Annotated in this window: 17 protein-coding genes; 13 read left to right on the top strand and 4 right to left on the bottom strand. The window is 51.0% G+C overall.

Annotation, left to right across the window (positions count from 1 at the left end; translation table 11 throughout):
- Positions 1–42 precede the first annotated feature (42 nt).
- From DNH61_RS06885 to DNH61_RS06870, 4 genes are all read left to right on the top strand, one after another.
- Positions 43–783 (top strand): LytR/AlgR family response regulator transcription factor, encoded by a 741-nt coding sequence (locus tag DNH61_RS06885; RefSeq protein WP_111145929.1) that lies wholly within the window; start codon positions 43–45, stop codon positions 781–783.
- Positions 784–787: 4 nt separating this feature from the next.
- Positions 788–2,080 (top strand): sensor histidine kinase, encoded by a 1,293-nt coding sequence (locus DNH61_RS06880; protein ID WP_111146048.1) that lies wholly within the window; start codon positions 788–790, stop codon positions 2,078–2,080.
- A 117-nt stretch (positions 2,081–2,197) separates the two neighbouring features.
- Positions 2,198–4,282, top strand: a complete 2,085-nt coding sequence (locus DNH61_RS06875; protein ID WP_111146047.1) for a serine hydrolase domain-containing protein — start codon at positions 2,198–2,200, stop codon at positions 4,280–4,282.
- Between the two features lie 95 nt (positions 4,283–4,377).
- Positions 4,378–5,214: an alpha/beta fold hydrolase gene (locus tag DNH61_RS06870; protein WP_111145928.1), complete on the top strand. Its 837-nt coding sequence runs from the start codon at positions 4,378–4,380 to the stop codon at positions 5,212–5,214.
- 159 nt (positions 5,215–5,373) lie between these two features.
- Here the strand turns inward: DNH61_RS06870 and DNH61_RS06865 are convergent, their stop codons facing one another.
- Entirely contained in the window at positions 5,374–6,255 is an 882-nt protein-coding gene (locus DNH61_RS06865; RefSeq protein ID WP_111145927.1) for an NAD(P)-dependent oxidoreductase, read from the bottom strand.
- Between the two features lie 91 nt (positions 6,256–6,346).
- On the opposite strand from DNH61_RS06865, the gene DNH61_RS26725 reads away from it, so the two are divergent.
- The 6 genes from DNH61_RS26725 (at position 6,347) to DNH61_RS06840 (ending at position 11,004) form a co-directional block, all read left to right on the top strand.
- The gene (locus DNH61_RS26725; RefSeq protein WP_245947984.1) at positions 6,347–6,622 is read left to right on the top strand and encodes a helix-turn-helix transcriptional regulator; all 276 of its coding nucleotides are present in this window, start codon (positions 6,347–6,349) and stop codon (positions 6,620–6,622) included.
- The gene (locus DNH61_RS06860) at positions 6,573–7,316 is read left to right on the top strand and encodes a helix-turn-helix transcriptional regulator (RefSeq protein WP_245947982.1); all 744 of its coding nucleotides are present in this window, start codon (positions 6,573–6,575) and stop codon (positions 7,314–7,316) included. Before DNH61_RS26725 ends, DNH61_RS06860 begins: the two co-directional genes overlap by 50 nt.
- A gap of 51 nt (positions 7,317–7,367) precedes the next feature.
- Positions 7,368–8,495, top strand: a complete 1,128-nt coding sequence (locus DNH61_RS06855; protein ID WP_111145926.1) for an acyl-CoA dehydrogenase family protein — start codon at positions 7,368–7,370, stop codon at positions 8,493–8,495.
- 25 nt (positions 8,496–8,520) lie between these two features.
- The gene (locus DNH61_RS06850; RefSeq protein WP_111145925.1) at positions 8,521–9,342 is read left to right on the top strand and encodes a phosphate/phosphite/phosphonate ABC transporter substrate-binding protein; all 822 of its coding nucleotides are present in this window, start codon (positions 8,521–8,523) and stop codon (positions 9,340–9,342) included.
- 77 nt (positions 9,343–9,419) lie between these two features.
- Positions 9,420–10,535: a cobalamin-independent methionine synthase II family protein gene (locus tag DNH61_RS06845; protein WP_245947980.1), complete on the top strand. Its 1,116-nt coding sequence runs from the start codon at positions 9,420–9,422 to the stop codon at positions 10,533–10,535.
- The gene (locus DNH61_RS06840; RefSeq protein WP_111145923.1) at positions 10,516–11,004 is read left to right on the top strand and encodes an OsmC family protein; all 489 of its coding nucleotides are present in this window, start codon (positions 10,516–10,518) and stop codon (positions 11,002–11,004) included. The genes DNH61_RS06845 and DNH61_RS06840 overlap by 20 nt, the downstream gene beginning before the upstream one ends.
- 63 nt (positions 11,005–11,067) lie before the next feature.
- Here DNH61_RS06840 and DNH61_RS06835 read toward each other — a convergent pair whose 3' ends face one another.
- Positions 11,068–11,496: a DUF2935 domain-containing protein gene (locus tag DNH61_RS06835; RefSeq protein WP_111145922.1), complete on the bottom strand. Its 429-nt coding sequence runs from the start codon at positions 11,494–11,496 to the stop codon at positions 11,068–11,070.
- A gap of 361 nt (positions 11,497–11,857) precedes the next feature.
- Between DNH61_RS06835 and DNH61_RS06830 the strand changes: the two genes are divergently transcribed.
- The gene (locus DNH61_RS06830; RefSeq protein WP_111146046.1) at positions 11,858–12,283 is read left to right on the top strand and encodes an SRPBCC family protein; all 426 of its coding nucleotides are present in this window, start codon (positions 11,858–11,860) and stop codon (positions 12,281–12,283) included.
- Positions 12,284–12,376: 93 nt separating this feature from the next.
- Here the strand turns inward: DNH61_RS06830 and DNH61_RS06825 are convergent, their stop codons facing one another.
- Positions 12,377–15,649, bottom strand: coding sequence for an S-layer homology domain-containing protein (locus tag DNH61_RS06825; protein WP_111145921.1), 3,273 nt, complete (start codon positions 15,647–15,649; stop codon positions 12,377–12,379).
- Positions 15,650–15,879: 230 nt separating this feature from the next.
- On the opposite strand from DNH61_RS06825, the gene DNH61_RS06820 reads away from it, so the two are divergent.
- Positions 15,880–18,315, top strand: coding sequence for a M13-type metalloendopeptidase (locus DNH61_RS06820; RefSeq protein WP_146240958.1), 2,436 nt, complete (start codon positions 15,880–15,882; stop codon positions 18,313–18,315).
- Between the two features lie 81 nt (positions 18,316–18,396).
- Here the strand turns inward: DNH61_RS06820 and DNH61_RS06815 are convergent, their stop codons facing one another.
- A complete protein-coding gene (locus DNH61_RS06815) occupies positions 18,397–19,128 on the bottom strand; it encodes an SDR family oxidoreductase (protein ID WP_111145919.1) in 732 nt (243 codons plus the stop codon).
- 230 nt (positions 19,129–19,358) lie between these two features.
- Here DNH61_RS06815 and DNH61_RS06810 point away from each other — a divergent pair, with 230 nt between their 5' ends.
- Positions 19,359–20,264 (top strand): AraC family transcriptional regulator, encoded by a 906-nt coding sequence (locus tag DNH61_RS06810; protein ID WP_111145918.1) that lies wholly within the window; start codon positions 19,359–19,361, stop codon positions 20,262–20,264.
- Positions 20,265–20,496: the final 232 nt, after the last annotated feature.

The raw sequence follows: 20,496 nt of genomic DNA, 5'->3' as shown, positions 1-20,496 counted from the left end.
CTTCAGAGGGTCGGCCTTCAACCGATTGAGAGGAGCGGATGTATGTACCGGATTGCCGTATGCGATGATGACGGGCAGCAGAGAGAGCGGGTCAGGCAGCTGCTGCTCGCTTTATCGGTTAAGGCTGGAATTGACTATGAAGCGGAAGAGTTTGAGTCCGGAGAACAGCTGCTTGCACATTATGCAGATGGGAAGGCTCCATTTCATATTCTGATCCTTGATATCGAGATGAACGGATTGAACGGGATTCAGACTGCACGGAAGCTGCGGGAGTTGAAGCGGCACCAGGAACAGATCATATTCCTGACAAGCTACGCCGAGTATATGCTGGACAGCTTCGATGTGATCACGTTCCAGTATCTGATCAAGCCGGTGGAACCGGAAATCTTCGAGGCGAAGCTGATGAAGCTGTGCCGGTATTTTGAGGAGCGGGAGCCGGACATTCTGATTATTAAGTCGGGATACGATGAAGTTGTGCTTCGGCACAGTGACATTATCGCCATCGAGGCGGCGAAGAGTCTGACGGTGAAGAGTAAGCTGAAATTTACGACAACAGATGCCGTTTATGACGGCAGGGGACTGATCTCCAGCTATGCAGCGGCACTGAAGAACAGTAAATTCCTGCAGATTCACCGCTCCATTCTCATTAACCTGCACCACGTCTATAAATTTTCGGGGAGCAAGGTTGTCATGGCTAACGGAATGGAGCTGCCAATCGGGCGGTCCAAGGTTCAGGAAGTCAAGGATACCTGCACAAAATTTATGGTTATGAGGGCGGATTGAAGTGATGGATCCTGTGCTGCTGCTGTTCAATGCGGGGATCGCGCTGGTCATGACCGTGCAGGTCAACTTCTATTTCAATTCGGTATTTGGCAAGGAAAGCAGCAAGCCGGCAAAATGGATGTATCTGGTCGCGTTCTTCTCGCTGGATATGGTGTATTTGTCGGTGCCTCTCGATGCCATCTTGTCCTCTCTGCTTGCACTGGCCGTTATCTTATGCCTGTCGCAGGCCTATGAAGCGGAGCTCCGGCTGAGGGTCGTGTTTTCCATCCTGTATGCAGTTCTCTTTACGCTCGTCAACATCATCTGCGTATCCGTAATCGATCCATCGATTTCCTTAACGGAGAACAGGCCGGCATTGTCCAAAGGAACGGAGCAGCTGCTCCTTCTCTTCAGCTGTATCGTCATGTTTGCGGTTATCCAGATCATCCGTTTGTTCGCCAGTCGCAGAAGCTATACGCTGAACAACCGTTATTACCTGCTGTTTCTCATCGTACCGATTATCAGCATTTACCAGGTGAATGTGCTGCTGACCTACAGCGAGAAGAATGTCCATTATTTCTTGTCGGTGACCGGCTTTGTCATTCTGAATGTCCTCGTCGTCTATGTCCTCGATACGGTCATCACCAGATTTCAGCTGATGCATGAGAACGACCAGCTGCAGAAGCAGATGGACTACCAGGACGCCAATTATGAGAAGACGGTGCACAGCTTCAAGAAGATCAAGAGCATCATCCATGACACGAACCAGCAGTTCTTGTATGTATCGGAATGCATTGAGCGCGGCAGGACGGCCGAAGCAAGCGAGCATATCCGCGTTACCCTGAACAAAATTGAAGAAGCTTATCACAGGGTTAACACCGGAAATCTGGTAATCGATGCGCTGGTGACCAATGCCCTGAACATCGGGCAGGGGAGCGGGATCCGAATCGACACGGAGCTTTATTTGTTTGATCGGGAGCTGCCTATTGAGCGCTATGACCTGTGCGTGGTCCTGGGGAACATGCTGGACAATGCCATTGAGGCTTCGAAGAGGGTCAAGGTTGCCGAAGACCGGCATATTCGTGTCCACATCCGTTCAAGTGAGTCGGCACTGTTCATACGGATCCGCAATTACGTGAACAGAGAGGTAACCGATTTGCGCAGCCGGAAAAACAGTCCGGATTATCATGGTTTTGGTTTGATAAATATCAAGCGGATCTGTGAGAAATACGGCGGCCACATGACAATTGAAACGGAGTCCCGCATGTTTGACAATATGGTCGTACTGCCGTTCGGCGCAGAAGAATCCCCTGCTTAATGCAGTTCAGGGATTCTTTTTTGCGTTTCAGGGCATTTTCCGTTCTCATCCTTCATCCCTATATATGATGAGGTTAGTAAGAACCTCAAACCGGAAAGGGAGGAAGTTATGACAAACATGTGGAAGAGGAGAACTCTAACTGTAATGGCGGCTCTGCTGCTGGTGCTGCCCGTGGCGGAAGTTGGCGCTCAGGCAAGCAAGGGCGAAGCGGAAGATTTGACCATAAGGGTCGCGCAGGAAATGGCGGAAACGCTCGTCGATGATTACGGTGTAACCGGCGTCCAGTATGCCATTCGAGATGAAGGAACAATCGTCCTGTCAGGCGGTTTCGGAGTGAATGAAGCAGGAAATAAGAAGTCCGTCTCCAAGGATGCCATGTTCGGCATCGGCTCGGTCAGCAAGATGTATGTAACCGCAGCTGCCATGATGCTGGCCGATACCGGCAAGGTGGACATCGACCAGCCTTTAACGACGTATATTCCGGATTTCAAGATGGCTGATGACAGATACAAGCAGATTACGCCCCGCATGCTGATGAACCACTCGGCAGGGCTCTACGGCTCGCATTATAAGAACGGTATCCTGTTCGATGACAACGATACGGAGAACTATGATAGGCTGCTGGAGAATCTTCGCACGGATAAGCTGAAGTCGGAGCCAGGCGAATACTCTGTCTATGCCAATGACGGGTTTCAGCTGCTGCAGCTTCTCGTGGAGCGGGTGAGCAGGATGCCATACAGCGATTTTCTGGAACAGAAGGTCAGTGCTCCGCTGGGACTGACTTCTACGAAGACGCCGCTGGATGAGTTCAACCGTGGCCGGTTGTATCCAGGCCGGTTTCCTAGTCTACCCGGAAAGCTGCCGGCAGAGAACGCGAATATACTCGGCACTGGCGGTCTATATTCGACTGCGGAAGAAGTGACACTGTTCGCGGACGTGTTAATGGGTAACCGGCCGGACCTGCTGTCTGAAGCATCGGTGTCTGCGATGCAGCAGCCTGAGTACCGCAAGGGCATCTGGGTCAAGGATGAGAGGAACATCTTCGGCTATGGGCTGGGCTGGGACTCGGTTGACCTGGCTCCGTTCGGTGATTATGGAATAAAGGCGGTGACCAAGGGCGGAGATACACTTATCTATCATTCGGCACTGATTGCCCTGCCGGACAACGATGTCTCCATTGCATTGCTTTCTTCGGGGGGATCATCCTTATATAATACGGCTGCAGCAACGAATATTCTGCTAACGTACCTGAAGGAGACAGGAGATATCCCGGCCATTCATCCGGACGTTACGTTCACGCCTCCTGTCCAAGAGGCCATGCCAGACAGCCTGAAAGCATACAGCGGCTTATATGGAACGGCAGGGTCCACACTCCGGATTACGATCGATAATGGAGAAGTAGCCCTCCCGGGTATGCTGGGCGGGATAATTCCAGGGCAAACCTTCGTATATACCGGCGAGGGTGAGTTTACCGGCAAGGACGGGCGCACGGTTATCAGCTTTGATGAACAGGCGAACGGCCATACGTATGCCCGCGTCAAGAGTGTTCTAGAGTTCCCAGGCCTCGGGCAATCGGTCCTCGCCTATTACGAATGGCAGAAGTTAGAGAAGAACCCCCTGGCCCGACCGGTTGCGAAAGCCTGGAAGAAGAGGGACGGCAAGACCTATTATGCAGTAGACGAGAAAATAAACTCGGCGTTCTACCTTTCCCCGGCGGTCCTGATGAAGACCATCTCATTCGACGAGCAGGGCGGTTATGCCAATGGAACGAAAATCGTGGATGAAAGTCATGCTGTCAACGCTGTAGAAATACCAGTCATGAACGGGCGTGACGTTACTGACCTGCGGTTTTTCTCGAAGTACGACGTAGAATATCTGCAGGCAGACGGCCGGATCTATATCGGCGAAGGAGCCGTGAAACCAATCTGCGAAGGAGCTGTTTCCTTTGTTACCATTCCGGCATCGGGTCATGCGCGCTGGTTCAAGATTGGTGAGGGGGCCGCAGGCCAGACGATGAAAGTGCATGTTCCGAAGCATGGCGGCTTCGCTGTCTATGATGCGAATGGCATGCCGGTGAATATCTCCGCCGTCACCAGTACGAACACTGCAATCTTGCCGGAGGACGGGTTGATCGTTTTCGGCGGCCGGGCAGGCGATATATTGAAGATCACGCTCAAGCCAGATAAAACCAAAAAATCTTAACAAAGTAAATTATTGACACCAGCTATCTATGGGCTTAAGGTTGAACTACAAGGTCCTGCAATATAATTTTGTAAAATTAAATAGGAGTGATACCAATGCCAAAGGTTACAGTTGGTCATGAGAATGGCAATCCGATTGAGCTTCACTACGAGGATGTAGGAGCAGGCAGACCGGTTGTGCTGATTCACGGCTGGCCGCTTAGCGGAAGGTCTTGGGAGAAGCAGGTACCTGCCCTGGTGGAAGCCGGCTACCGTGTGATCACGTATGACCGGCGCGGGTTCGGCCAGTCTTCCCAGCCGTGGAACGGTTACGACTACGATACGTTTGCAGCGGATTTGCAGCAGCTGATTCAGCACCTGGATCTTCGCGAGGTGACGCTGGTAGGGTTCTCAATGGGAGGCGGGGAAGTATCGCGTTACATCGGCACTTACGGTACGGAACGGATATCGAAGGCAGTTCTAGCGGGTGCCATCCCGCCGTACCTCTACAAAGCTGCGGATAATCCGGAGGGCGGGTTCGACGATGCGACGATCGAAGGGTTCCTGGATGGGGTGAAGGCAGACCGTCTGGCGTTCATGGATGGGTTCACGACTAATTTCTTCGCCTCAGGGGACAGAACAGACCTGGTTAGTGAAGCGTTCCGGCTGTACAACCGCGATATTGCGGCCTTCGCATCGCCGAAAGGAACGCTCGATTGTATTAAAGCGTTCAGCTATACGGATTTTCGCGAGGATCTAAAGAAATTCAACGTGCCTACGCTTATCCTCCACGGAGATGCTGATGCGATCGTACCGGTTGAGATCAGCGGCCAACGGGCACATGAGCAGATCGCCGGCAGCCAGCTCGTCGTTATTAAAGGCGGCCCGCACGGATTCAACGCCACCCATGCGGCGGAGTTCAACAGTGCGCTGCTGCAATTTTTGAAAGGTTAACAGGTATGAAGGGGATCCGCCAGCTTAGCGGCCCCGCTGATGATGAAACAAAAACCACTCCAGCCATCATGGAGTGGTTTTTGGCATACGATTTATAGGAAGGGATTACGATGAAATCGAACCGAAGTACGTCTGTCCTTGTGGGAGTACTGTTAATTCTCAGCGGGAATCTTTAGTTGGGCGTAAAATCTTAATAAGAGCGGCTACATCTTCTTCGCCATAGCCTCTGTCGACAGCCCTCTGGAAAAGGTTATGGGCAAATACCGGAAATTCGTTGTTCATGCCTGCTTCACGGGCTTGTTCCATGAGAAGCTCCACAGATGTCATAGACATAGAGAGAGAGCTTTGCGGGTGGGCGTAGGCTCCGGTTTGAATTACTTCGCTTTCATGCTTGATCACTTGTCCGATCATCGGCGATATATGGGCGAGCATGGTCCCGAAATCGTCTACGCGCAGGCCGTCTGACTCAAGGATGCGCGCAGCATGAAAGAGGCCAAGATACGAACCGAACAAATAGGATAGGAACGCCAGATCGATTGATGAAGCGGCGCTGACCTGCTCGCCATAATAAGGCACATTGCCGGCCAAAGCTTTTAGAAACGGTTCCCCCTGCTGGAAGGCGGCAAGTGAGCCCGATGTGAAAATGGTCGCTTCAGGCTGACCCATTTGAATTGGTGATGCAGCTATGGCTCCATCAAGATAGTCGGCGCCATATTTCCGGGCCCATGCTTCATGATCACGAGCCTGCCCGGGACTGCCTGTGCTTAATTGCAGCAGAATGCGGCCTGGGAGAGCAGCCCGAACCTCTTCCGTATCCAAAATTTCATACGAGGTCTTAAAGTCGGACACACAGATGACCGACACCGTGCTGGCGCTAACAGCAGCGGCGGCCGTAGGAGCAAGGATTGCCCCTTCCTGGACGAGCGGTTCCGCTTTGGCCCCCGACCGGTTCCATACGGTAACATGACAACCCTTCTGCAGAAGCGTGCGGGCGATAGCTCCACCCATGGCCCCGAGACCAATAACCGTAATACTTTGCATGTTGTTTCCTCCTTGGATTGACTTCGGGAATAAGCATAAGACATAATAGTGCCAACTATTGGCACTATTTATTTCAATAAGGGGAGGGCACATGCACAAAGCACAGCGGCTCATTCAATTGATTATGCTGGTGAACGAGCGCAGAGTATTTACGATACAGGAGCTGGCCGACGAATGCGGCGTCTCGCGCCGGACAATGATTCGTGATCTGGCGGAATTAAGCGAACTGGGGGTGCCGCTTTATTCTGAGGTCGGTGCCAATGGCGGGTACCGCATTCTGAGGGAGAAGGTGCTGCCGCCGATCAGCTTTACGGAGCATGAGGCGATGGCGCTTTTTTTTTGCCTGCCAATCGTTACGCAACTATAAGGCTCTGCCCTTCGAGAATGAAGTGGATACCGCGCTGCAGAAATTTTTTCACTACTTGTCCAGCGGGCTGAAGTGGAAGATTGAATCCATGAGGCAGCGGCTCGTCTTCTGGGTCCCTCCGCACGAGCTGGCTGTCCCTTTTTTGAAGAAGCTGCTGGATGCTGCACTGGAGCAGCGGGTCGTTACGATCACGTACGAAGCGGCTTCACGCCGCGAACGGATGATTCAGCCGCTCGGCTTATACACCATGAATGGATTGTGGTACTGTCAGGCGTACTGTTTCCTGGCAGAGGATTATCGGGTGTTTCGCGCAGACCGGATAAAGGATTTGTCCGAGGAGGCCGACCAGAGCCGGCGATTGGACACGACGGAGGAGGACATTCAGACGCGGATTCTACGAACGGATGATAACGAGGCGCTGGAGCTTGAGGTGGACTTGACGCCGGAAGGAGTAAGGCGCTGTCATTCGGATTTGTGGCTATCCCAATCTATCGAGCTTCGGGAGGACGGCTCAGGCACAATCCGCACCAGAATGAGCGCGTCCTATACGCCCTGGGCTGTGCACTTCTTCCTCGGCCTTGGCATGGAGGCGAATGTCAAGCGTCCTCAAGCGGTACGCGGGCAAATTCAAAGCAAGCTCCAGGAACTGCTCGTCCAGTATGCGGATTCCAACAATCTATCAATGCAAGAATAGACTATGGTAATATTTATAAATAAGTCGAAACTAAGCAAAGGAAGAGAATCTATGAAGCATGTCTATCAAGAAGGCAAGGATTTTGCAAAGGCACATATACTGCCCTACACAGACAGGACCGACAAGGAATCGAGGTTCCCTGAAGAATCGTTTGAGAAGCTGGCTGAACAGGGCTTTCTGAAGCTCCTTATCCCTGAAGAATACGGCGGTTATGGCAAAGGACTTGAAGAGCATGCGGAGGCTTGTCTGGCATTCGCGGAGATCTGCTCCACGACGGCTCTGTGCTATATGATGCACAATGTGGCCGTGATGTGTCTTGTCACGCACGGAAGCGATGAGCTGAAGAGGAGGATTTTCGCCGACATTATAGAGAACCGTACATTTATGGCGTTAGCCTACAGCGAATTTGGAACAGGCACACACTTTTATATAACGGAGATGACGGCAGAGGTTAACGGCGACAATACAACGTTTAACGGCAGGAAGAGCATGGTCACCTCCGCATCCTATGCGTCCTATTACCTCGTGCTTGCGCCATCTGTGGAAGAGGGGAAAATCAACAACTGGGTGTTCCCGCTGGATTCGGAAGGCCTGTCCTTCGAGCTCACAGAGTGGAACGGCCTCGGGATGAGAGGCAACTCGTCATGCCCGATGCACGTCAATGATGTAACGCTGGACTCATCCTGCCGCATCGGGGCGGAAGGCTCGGGGCAGGAGCAGGTATTTAATGTGGTCGCTCCATTCTTCATCACGGGGCTTGGGGCTGTATACAGCGGCACTGCTATGCACATGTTCGAAGTGGCCAGCAGCCATGCAGTGGACAGGAAATATCCGGATGGAAGCAGCCTGTCTGCCATTGAGACCGTTCAAGTACATATCGGAAATATCTACAAGAATGCGTCTGCTGCAAGAGCCATCACGCTGGAAGCGGCCAGAGCGGGTGCGAACGGGGAAGCGGATGCGCTTGCGAGGATTCTGTCGGCTAGAATATTCGCCTCGGAGGCCGCAATCGAATGTGGAAGGCTTGCCATGAGAGTGGGCGGAGGCAAAGCTTATAACAAGGCGCTTCCGTTGGAACGGCTTGTCAGGGATGCCTATGCAGGGCAGATTATGGCGCCAAGCGCAGACGTTCTGTCGGTTTGGCTTGGCAAGGCGTTAACAGGCCAGATGATTCCATAGAGAGACCAAATAAGGAGCGAGCGATATGAGTAACGATAGAATAAAGGTCGGAGCCGTGATCTATGATCCAAGGGTTACCGTGATTTGGGGCATTATTGCTGATTTTTTCAAAGCGGAAGGGCTTGAGATCGAATGTGTCTTCTATAAGGATTATGAAGGACAGGTAGATGGTCTGATGAACAGGGAGATTGACATTGCATGGAATTCTCCTCTGGCCTGGCTGGATACCTATCTGAGAACGGATGGCAAGTGCCAGATGGGTTCTATGCGAGATACGGACAGAGACCGCAAGACCTGCTTCATTGTCAGAAAGGACAGCGGTATAACCAGTCTAGATGGACTGAGAGGAAAGACGATTGGCTTCGGGGCTGTCGATTCTCCTCAAGCACGGTTGATTCCAATCAATCATCTGCATAAGAATGGCCTTGAGTTTGAAGCGGACTATACGGAGCAGAGGTTTGATATCGGCGTTGGCCTACATGGGGACCATGTTGGAGGAGAGCTGGATGCCATCCGGGCATTAATGGCGGGAACGGTAGACGCCTCTGTAGCGCTCGATTTGAACTGGGAAGCCTGGAAGAAGGATGGCACAGTTGATGAGAATCAGCTGGCATGTATTGATACGACGCCTTTGTTTGACCACTGCATCTTCACCGCTCATCCCGACTTCTCAACAGAGAGGTTCCTGCAGTGGCAGGAGGTGCTTCACAGGATGGACTATTCCAATGAAGCGCATAAGCAGATGATGGATATGGAAGGCTTGAAGGAATGGGTTGAAGGCAGAATCACAGGATTCGAGCAGCTGCGCGAAGCAAATGACTACCTGAAATTCCTGAATAACGTATGAGAAAACAACTGCCGCTGTTCCCCACTTCCTTAATTGGAAGCATGCCGCGATCCCCAATCATTCTGAGCGCCTTAAGAATGAAGAGGACAGGCAGGATTGATGCAGACGATTTCAACAAGCTGATTGAGCAGGAGACGGAGAAGGTCGTCAAGCTGCAGGAGGATGCGGGGATTGACATCATCACGAGCGGCGAGCTGGGACGGGATAACTATGTATCCTTTGTTGCGGGCAAAATCGGCGGCGTTACGATGATGAGCATGAGCGAAATGCTGGACTATATTGACGACAAGAAAGCGTTCGAAGACATGCTGACTGCGCTCGATGTGCCGGCGGTCAGTATTAAGAATGCGATCTGTGTGGATAAGCTTCAGTACAAGGGTGACATTGTTGTGAATGAGCTTCTGACGATGAAGAAGTTTACGGACCAACCTGTTAAGGTCACGCTTCCGGGTCCTTATCTGCTTACCCGGTCGATGTGGCTTCCCAAGCTTACGGGCAAGGTATACGGGAGCAAGGAGGAGCTGGGCCAGCATGTGATCGAAATCTTGAAGCAGGAGATCGACAACCTGGTGAGCATAGGCGTTGATGTGATTCAACTGGATGAACCGGTGTTGACTGAGGTTGTGTTCACAGAGGGCAAGCCTAGGTCATTCATGTGTGCGGCTCTCTCCGAGCGAAAGGACCCGAAGGAGGAGCTGGAATTCGCCGGTTCCTTGATTGGGCAGATTATGGGCCATATCGATCGGACGAAGACGGTTGCTTCTCTGCATGTCTGCAGAGGCAACTGGAGTAAGGATGAGCGTATTTTATTGACGGGTCCCTATACGCCGCTGCTTGAGCTGTTTGCACAGGTAAATCCGGACCTTCTAACCCTTGAATTCTCAACACCAAGGGCCGGGGAGCTGAGCTCCATATTGACAGATCCTAGGATTGCAGCGCATACGGCACTTGGTCTGGGCGTAATCAATCCGCGAACCGATGATATCGAGACAGTGGACCCGATCCATACAAGAGTGCAGGAGGCCATGACCTATCTTCCGGCGGATAGAATATGGCTGAACCCGGACTGCGGCTTTGCAACCTTTGCCAACAGCCCTGTTAACGTGCTTGAACATATTTCGGGAAAAATGCGTTCCTTATCGGAAGCAGCTTCACTATTAAGGAGCCAATATCATGAACCGGTCAACAGATGAGACGAAGACCTTATATGAATCCAGATTTTATGATATGAAATTCAGGGGAACATCAAACGATCTCGCCACTGTGAAAATTTATACAAGCAAGAACAGCTTTCAAATCGAAAAGCAGATCAGCTTTGACTCGGATTATGAACCGGTCAGCAGTATGGAATACTTCGCGGGGTCTGTGTTGAGCAGCATCCTGTTGACGCTCTTGGAGCAGTCCAAGAGAAGCGGTTTAATAATCGAAGAGGTCGAAGGGGTATTAAACCTCTCGCTGGAGAACCCTCTGACGCTGGTCGGTGTAAGAGGATACGATGAAGAACCGGCAATTCGGAAAATAGCGGTAACCGTCTTTTTGTTTGTCGAGCTTGAAGATCAAGACTTTGATGATTTTTGCTTTCGCGCACTTCGCAAATCGCCTATTTACAATACGTTAATGAGATCAATGGAGCTTGAAGTCATGTTCAAAAAGCTGATCTGAGGCTCAAGAGCCCTTCAAGTACGGGAATAGAAGCAGGCCGCCATTATGGCGGCCTGAATGATATTATTTGGCGTACAGCAGCGTTTGAGCGATGCCCACAAAATATTCCGATTCGCGGATGATATGATCGATCACGACGATTGCGGTCGGGTTTTCCTTCACCGGCACACTATGTTCTTTAAGGTGCTGACAGAACCCGATAAACTGATGGCTCTCGTTTAAACAATGATGAACTAACTTCATGACCTCCTGATACAAGGCGGGGGAAGGGCCGCTGCCTCCGGAACGGTTAACAGATTCGATGAACCGAACCACGGCTTGATGTGTCGCCGCGAGCACATTTTCCCACTGCTTAAGCCCTTCTACGTACTGCTGCTCCAGCCCTTGAACCAATTCGCGAATGACGACCGTATGCTCTTCTTCCTGGTGCTTCCAGAATTCCGCCTCGTCCAAAATCCGTAACGGCATCTGATTTCCGTAATAAAATTGCATGTTCATCACCTCCACCATGACCCTTTACATGCCATTACATGGTATGAAGCCCACGAGGAGAGTAGAACGTGGATTGCGATTCTCTGACCCGTCCCACAAGAACGGCACCCCCGGCTGTGATTAACAATGATATTTGGATGCCAGCCAACCCCTTAAGCAATTCATTTTCGGCCAGATGATTAACCGGATGACTTGCTTTACAAATAATCATGAAGGGAAGGGTGGCAGGTAGTGATATCTTGGCCATATAATATAGATAGACTAAAGCGGTTATGGAAGATATGGTTTGACAGGATGTGTACCTAGGGGGTCGCCTGACTAGAGGAGAAAAACCATTATGATGAGCGAGGAGTCGATCAAAATGGAAACAAATCACCCGGTGAAAGTAACCGTAGAGGCAGTTGTTCAAGCTCCAGTAGAGAAAGTATGGCAGTATTGGACCGAGTCAAGCCATATCATGAATTGGAATCAAGCTTCAGAGGATTGGCATGTGCCAAAAGCGGAGAATGACCTGCGGGTTGGCGGCAAGTTTCTTACACGGATGGAAGCAAAGAATGGAAGCATGGGTTTTGACTTTTCCGGAGTTTACGATGTCGTGAAGCAGCATGAGAAGATTTCCTATACGATGGAAGATGGCAGAACAGTCGATATCACCTTTGTGAACCAGGGGAACGAAACGAAGGTCATCGAAACCTTCGACGCGGAAAGCACCAATCCTGTTGAATTTCAACAAGCAGGCTGGCAGGCGATTATGGATAATTTCAAGAAATATACGGAACAAACCTAAATCATAGCCGTGAAAGAAGCGGGCGCTAAAAAGTAAGATAACCTCTTCTGCAGATCAGGCAGAAGAGGTTATCTGTATGTGGCGGGTAAAGACTTAGACAGTAGCGGCAGTTACGCCCGCCGTTTCAGCTGGAAGCACATTGCGCTGCGCAGATGCGTCGCGAATCGCCTTCACAAGCTGTACTCTTGGCGGTGTACCGGCAATGTCAGGCGTGTCTTTCTCCCGCAGCTTCAGCGTAACCACGGTACCGTCGGCGTTTACGGTAACATCGTTGACGGTATAGCCGTCAACCAAGAACGAGTCGAAAGCAACGGAAGTTGGCTGAATGGCTTCCGAGAACGTTACGGTTATAGTGTCCCACTTGTTGTTCGCATTCGTATCTGTAATGACGCGGGACAGAATAGCTGGAGCGACATAGTCAACGGCACCGGTTTGGGAAATTACAGAGCTGAGAATATTGAGGTCCGATGTCAGACCGCCAGCAGCAATCCCCATGACCACATTATTCGGGTTGACCATGGTAATAGGCGCTCTAACTGTTACGAGCGCATTGCCTCCTTCATTCTTATAGGTCGCTGAAGTCGCAGCTTGACCGTCAATCGTGAATTTCGATACATCGATTGCGTTGAGATACGAGTCGACCTTAAAGGTAATTGTATCATTGCTGATGGCCCGCACATCGCTAATATTGCCGATGGTTAGAGCGGCGGGTGTCAGCGTAACCGGATTGCTCAGCGCACTCGTGGCATTACCGCTTGCGTCTCTCACTTGACCGATGAGAATCTTCCCGAAATTCCCGGAGCCAAGTCCTGATATTGCGCTAGGGAACGTGATGAGAACTCCCTTATTGCCAGCCGTCTGAGTAATCGTTGTTCCTGCCGGTAACGCGCTAGGGCTGCTGCCATCAGCATTGGCTAAACGGTAGTTATTCGTATCAAGGATAGAGCCCAAGCCGGTTATCGTCATAGCCTCACTGAACTTAACCAGTACAGTCTTATTGTCAGCCGTATATTCACCTGTTGTAACGGTTGGCGCGATCGTGTCAGCAACGGTAAACGATGTGGAGTAAGGAAGGTTCTTGTTCTTAGCAAGCGACGTATCGGTTAAGACACCCTCCGCAAGGCTTAAGGTGTATGTCGAGCCGTTAATCGGTACAGCGGTTGTTAAGCGATACGTATTGTTTGTTGGTGCAACGTTGGTGACAGTCACAGGCGTACCGTCCGCGTCCTTCAACGTAAAGTCGGCTGCATCGACGCCAGTCACGGGTTCGCTGAAAGTCACATCCACATGAGTGGAGTCGACATAGTTTACTCCGGCCACCGTAGGAGCAGTCGTATCGGCAATGACCGACGTGGTAATCGTGGCCGTTGCGAATTTGTTGCCCCAGGCATCCTGAAGCTGGGATGTTGTCGTTGGACTGTTGTTCAAGAACAAGGTGACGGTGCCTTGCGGCAGCGGTGTATTATCGAAGTTAACTGTCATTGAACGGCCATCTGAGCTGAGGGACACCGTGCCTTTGTAGTTCGCCACGTTATTATTCGAGTGATAAACCGTGAAATCCGTGTTCAGCGCACCCGTGCCTGCCATGCTGACCGGTTCGTCAAATTCCAGTGTAACCGTTGTTTGCGTCACCGAAGCCACACTTGCGACCGGTGCGAGCGTATCCGTGGCATAGCTGAACTTCACATCGCTCCGCGGTACAGCCAGTCCAACGAAGTCCTTGATCAGATTTCCGCTCGTCGTATTCGCTGGGTTGATGGTCAGCGTATAGTCGCCGGCAGGCAATGTGCTGCCGAGCGTTAGTTCAATTACATTCGGCCGCACGATTGTCGGCACACTGGCTAATGAATACGTATTGTTATTGAGCGAGAATGCTGCGTTGTTCAAGGCGGAAGCTGTTACTGGCTCCGAGAACGTCACATGAACCTTAGTAGGGGCTACCAGCTTGGCGCCAACTGCGCTTGGTATCGTCAAATCCAGGAAGGTAACAGTATTGCTGACATTCGCCAGCTTATTGCCGGCTACGGATTGTACGTTCCTGATTCCCAGCGTACCGACTGCCTGCTGACCTTCTGCCTGAGTTAGCGTGACCAGAACAGATCTCTTGTCGTCCAGCAGGTCAACCGAGGTAATCCCTGAGGAAGCACCCGTATACGTATAATTGGATACGAGCTGAGCCGACGTTCTGTCGAGCTCCTGGTTGAAAGCCACTTTAATTTGTTTGTTGTTTTCTGTGGATACACTCGTCACAAGAAGGTCAGTGACGACTGGCGTAACGATCGCCGGTCCTTTGACCGTTGGCTTGTTCACCGTAATGGTGTATGGAACGCCTTGAGTCATTTTGCCAGTTGTAACGACAGCCGTTGTCTTATCATCACTTATATTCACATTCGTGACAGCCAGCGCTGCGCCGCCGGCTGCTGTAATCGAGATATCCGCCGCCGTGAGCGAATCAAGTGCTTTGGAGAATCTTAAGGTCAGGGATGACAAATCCTCACCAACCGAAGCCGTAACTGTTGTGGTAAGCAGAGCGGCCGCTGCCGACTGCAAACTACCCTTATTTGCCAAGAACCGATCTACGACAACGGCAACCTGCTCGCGTGATGCATTTTCTTTTCCGGAGAACCGGGTTGGCGTTACCCCTTCAAATAGACCGTTCCGTACCGCAAAAGCAACCGCGTCGCGGGCAAATGGCGAAATATCATTCTTGTCCTCGAATGTCAGTGTGTCGCCGAGTCCTCTGATGTCGTCTGGGATCAATCCAAGGGCGCGTACGAATATTGTGGCCATCTGCTCGCGTGTAATATTTTGGCTGCCCCCGAAGACACCCGCAGAGATTCCCGAGATCCAGCCCCTGTCGACTGCCGTTTCCACGTACGGATAAGCCCAATGATTCTTGTTGATGTCAGTAAACGTCGCCTTATCCGGCTTTACGAGCTCGTTAGCGGGAATGAGCGCTTTGACCAACATCGTTGTGAAAGCATCGCGGTTCATTGCTGCCTTGGGATTAAAGTCTCCTGACGTATCCCCGGTGATAATGTTCAGATCCATTAAGCGGGAAATAGAGGGCTGAGCCCAAGGGGCAGCGGAACTAAAATCTTTAGGTGCAGCTGCCTGTGCTTGCCCGGCAATCCCTGTGAGCGGAATCGTCGAGATCAACATGCCGCCCAATATGATCCTGGCAACATGAATCTTTACGTTCGGATACTTTTTCTTGGCATATTCCTCGACATCCGAAGATAACTCTTGCTTATCGTCTCCCCCAAGATCCGATTCTCTTGCAAATTCAACCTTCTGCGGATCAAGGTAAATAATCAATTCATAACCTTCACGCGTTCTAATAAGCTCATCACGCAAGATGTTCAATGAAATTCCTCCAATCAGATTGAAGATCAGACAGCCAGTAGCCTTCTTATCGTTCGCTTCAATCCAGAGTTCGATTCATTGAAATTGTTCCTTGAGTCAATTCTGCCGGTACAGGAGGACGAACGAACACTTCATACTTTCGTCACCTCTAATTTGGGGAACCTTAATTTTCCTTTTATACTAGTTGTGCTAAGATAAAGAAGGTAATAGATAAATCCGGAGGTGGCTGTGTGAAGAGGTTACAACGTTCTATCGCATTTATGTTAGCGCTATTATTATCTCTCAGTATCGGGCTTGCGAATGTGGATGCAGCAAGCGACCAATTGATTACAAGGGGTCAACTGACAGCCTTGATTAATCAGACATTTCAGATTCAGGCAGACGAGCCGACGCAGGCCTTTACCGATGTGCCTGCCAGTCATGCGAATGCCAGTGATATAGCAATCGCTGCAGCTGCCGGATACATGAAGGGTACGGGAGCAAAGCAGTTCAGGCCAGATGCCAAAGTTAGCGGGCCGCAGCTGGTTGTTATTGCATGCCATATCCTTTCGTGGAAAGGGATAGAAGCGGACAGCAGCATTACGGATGTACCTGCTTGGGCTGCACCTTATTATGCGGCGCTTGACGATTTCGGGCTGCTGGACGATCTGGGGCTGCCTAAAGGTGCCGTCACGACGGAGCAGGCGCAGCAGTTTATCACGAAGCTGGCGTATGTGGCACAAGCCGCAGCCAACAACAATCCCTATGGAGCCAAGCAGGTTGGATTAAAGGATGACTTCTATGTATATACGAACCGTGAATACCTTGCTAATCCCGTTATCCACCCGGGTTATCCGAGTGCGGGGACATTTCTTGATGTAATGAAGAAGGTAGACGGTACACGGTCTGAGATTATGAAGCAGCTGCTGCAGAACAAAGCTTCGGCGGCCAGCGGATCTCCGGAATGGAGAGCGGCTGAGCTTTATGCCATGTATACAGATACAGCAGCGCGCGAAGACGGCATTGATAAACTTCGTCCTTATTTAGATGAGTTGTACGCCGTCAAACACGCTGCAGACTTAAGAGCGATTACCGAGAAATATTGGGACCGGTTCAACTTCATCCCGTTTATAGGCTTTGCGCCTGTTGAAGACACGCTGGGCGACAGGACGAAATATGCAGCCGCCTTCATGGGCACAGGACTTGGTTTGGGCACGCCGCTGTATTATACGGATGATCCGTCTATGGCGAATGTTCAGCAGGCATACATAAAGTATATGGAACGCGTGCTGGGCTATATCGGCGAACAAGATAAGCTCTCCGAACGAGCCAAAGCAATATTCGAGCTTGAGAAGCAGCTTTCTGCCAAGGCTACACCGCCGGAACAGATGCAGGACCCTAAGGCCCGGCTTAAGAAATCGACATGGGATGAAATGAAGAAGGCAACACCGAACTCCGGACTGGCGGAGATGGTAATTAAGCTATATGACCTTCCTTCAGATATGACGGTATACTCCCCGGAGCATGATTATGTTAAGTTTGCCGACAGCCTCATAACCGATTCGAATTTACAGGCGATCAAAGATATGCTGGCCGTAAATACATTTTTCCAGTATGAAGCTGCATTTTCCGAAACAACGCAAAGCTTCCAGGATGATTTGATGAAAGCGATGATCGGCATTTTACCTGAGAAGCTTCCGGTAGAAGAACGTGCGGCTGCTCTGGCTCAAGGCCTTGAACCGCAGGCGTTTGACAAAGTGTTTGTCAGCAAGTATTTCCCTGAGTCCAGTAAAAATGATGTGAAAGACATCGTTAACGAGATTATTGCAAAATACGAAGAGCGGATTAACGCTCTTACATGGATGAGTGCCGAAACGAAGGCAAAAGCCATCGAGAAGCTGAGAGATATCAATGTAAATATCGGGTATCCTGATGAATGGAAACCGGTGCCTTCCTACAGCTTCCCAAGCAAAGCAGAGGGCGGTACGCTGTTTGATGCAATTATTAGCCGGCACGCCGCTATGAATGCAGAAGGTAAAGAGATGCTTAAGCAGCCGTATTCCATGGACATATGGAGCGTGCTGCCTGTTATGACGGTAAACGCGTTCTACGTTCCGTCCACCAACAGTATCATCTTCCCGGCAGCGATTCTGCAGGCGCCTTTCTATGATTCTAAGGCGAGCCGGGAACAGAACCTGGGCAGCATCGGTACGATTATCGGTCATGAAATATCTCATGCCTTTGATGTAAACGGCGCCCAATTCGATAAGGACGGCAATTTGACCAATTGGTGGACAGAAGCCGACTATGCCGAATTCCAGAAGCGTGCTGGTGAAATGGCAGATGAGCTGTCCAAGATTGAATTCATGCCTGGACATAAGCTTAATGGCGAACTGACGCTTGCGGAAACAATTGCCGATTTAGGCGGATTGTCGTGTGTGCTTGATATTGCGGATGACAATCCAGACGCGGACCTCACCCAAGTGTTCGAAGGATTCTCACAAGCATTTGCGGCATGGATGCCCGTAGAGTCAGCCGTCGCAAGTATCCAATCCGATCCTCATGCACCGAATAAGGTCAGAGTTAATTTCACCCTGCAAATGCTGGACCAATTTTATGAGGTGTACAACGTTACCGAGCAAGATGCCATGTACGTATCGCCGGACAGGCGCATTTCCATCTGGTAATAACACGATTCTATTGTAGACAGGGGCATCCGTATGGATGCCCCTAAATTTGTGTCCTGAGCGTGCTGCGAGGGAGCCGTGCTATACGGTTGGCCGGATGACCAGTTCATTCACATCGACGCCTGCCGGCTGCTCAATAGCATACGTTATTGCACGGGCGATGGCTGAAGCGGGCAGTGCAATACGGCGGTACTCTTGCATGAGTTCCCTTGCTTCATGATCGGTTATGGTCTCGGCCAGCTCTGACTCTGTGACGCCAGGCGAGACGAGTGTCACACGGATGCCTTGCCCTGCAACCTCCTGCCGGAGCCCATCGGTTATGGCGCGCACGGCGTATTTGGTAGCGCAATATACAGCCGCCGTCGGGGACACTTCGTAGGCGCCGATAGATGCCACGTTGACGAACTGACCAAACCCCTGTTCCTTCATGACCGGAAGTCCGGCAGCAATGCCGTGAAGGACTCCGCGGATATTGACGTCGATCATCCGGTCCCATTCCTCGATCTTTAAGGATGCCAGGGGCGAGAGCGGCATGATACCGGCATTGTTGACGATAGCATCCACACGTCCATACCGGTCAATCGCGAATTTGACCACTGCCTGCATCTGTGAGAGTTCCGTCACATCAAGCTGATGAACAGCAACCGAAGCGCCTTCCGCCTGAAGTGACGATGCCAGAGCTTCAAGCTTCCCGAGGCGCCGCGCACCAATAATAACGTTAGCGCCCCCGCGCGCAAGCTCACGGGCCGTGGCTTCGCCAATTCCGCTGCTCGCACCTGTGATAATAACCGTTTTCTCTTGAATTGCCTTCATATAATCCCACTCCTATTTGGTTTATTTGTCCGACTCGATAAAGGGTTGAACAATAGTACAAGTAAAAGCAGCTTGAACCTTGTTGATACCTCCATTCGGATTAATCCCTGCTCATTCATTATGAATGAATCCAGAAAGCACCCGGTAGCTGAAAGGTCCATGGAACTTGCCTAATCCTCCAAAAGATAATAGGGTAAATAGCAGAAGACTGTGAATGGGATGGTGGGATAGTGGGGGAGCGGCCTGTCAGAAGAAGTGATGAGCTGGTTGAGCTGTTAGAGCGGTATGCAAAAGAGGATGGTACGCGGGAGACAGAGATTCCAGGTCTGCGCTTTATTCGTGCTTCCCGGATAACTGAGCCGGTACATTCTGTTTACGAACCGTCTTTATGTGTGGTGGCCCAGGGTTCGAAGGAGGTCCTGCTTGGAGAGGAACGCTACCAGTACGACCCGGCCAGTTATTTGACAGCTTCCGTATATCTGCCAATTACAGGCCAGATCATGGAGGCTTCGCCGGATGCGCCTTATTTAAGTGTACAGCTGCAGCTCGATATGAATCAGATTCTTGAAGTTATTCAAGCAGCGGAACAAGCTGGTAAACCTAAACATGAATCCGGGCGGGGACTGGTTGTCAGCAGGCTTGGCGATTCACTCCTGGAAGCCGTTCTAAGGCTTGTCCGGTTGCTGGATACACCGGAGGATATCCCCGTGCTTGCTGCCGGATTTATTCGTGAGATTATTTACCGGGTCCTTCAGGATGAACAGAATGCAGCGATGAAGCAGTTCGCACTCCTTGGCAGCCGGGCTCAGCGGATCGCGAAGGTGATTGAGCGGATGAACCGTGAATTTGCGCAGCCGCTGAAAGTAGAGGAGCTGGCGGAGGAAGCACGGATGAGCGCCTCATCCTTGTACAGTTATTTCCGGGAAGTCACGGGCATGAGTCCGATTCAATACCAGAAGCAGCTTCGGCTTCAAGAAGCGCGCCGTCTGCTCCTCTCAGAAGGCCTGGGAGCGGCCGACGCCGCATATCAGGTCGGATATGAAAGCCCGTCGCACTTCAGCCGGGAATATACCCGCAAGTTTGGTTTGCCACCAGGGAGAGACCTTCAACGTTTACGGGAGACGCTGGGGAGATAAATTCCACACAAGGAGCAAGATATGGGGAAGACCACTACTATATAAAAAGGCAGATTACTGCAACGTAAAAGCATCTCATGCGAGGTGCTTTTTTTGTATAAGTAATTATCTTTTAGAGGCCATCTCGCACTGAAAACTATAAATTACCAAACGTTTACCCGATATATATTTTATAAGATGGCTGGAAAACTGGACCAGGTAGTGAGGAAGGGGAGGCGGCAAAGGTTAGAGT

It is taken from the genome of Paenibacillus sambharensis (assembly GCF_003233845.1).
GTDB lineage: Bacteria > Bacillota > Bacilli > Paenibacillales > Paenibacillaceae > Paenibacillus_I > Paenibacillus_I sambharensis.
This window is presented reverse-complemented; position numbering and strand designations above follow the sequence as displayed.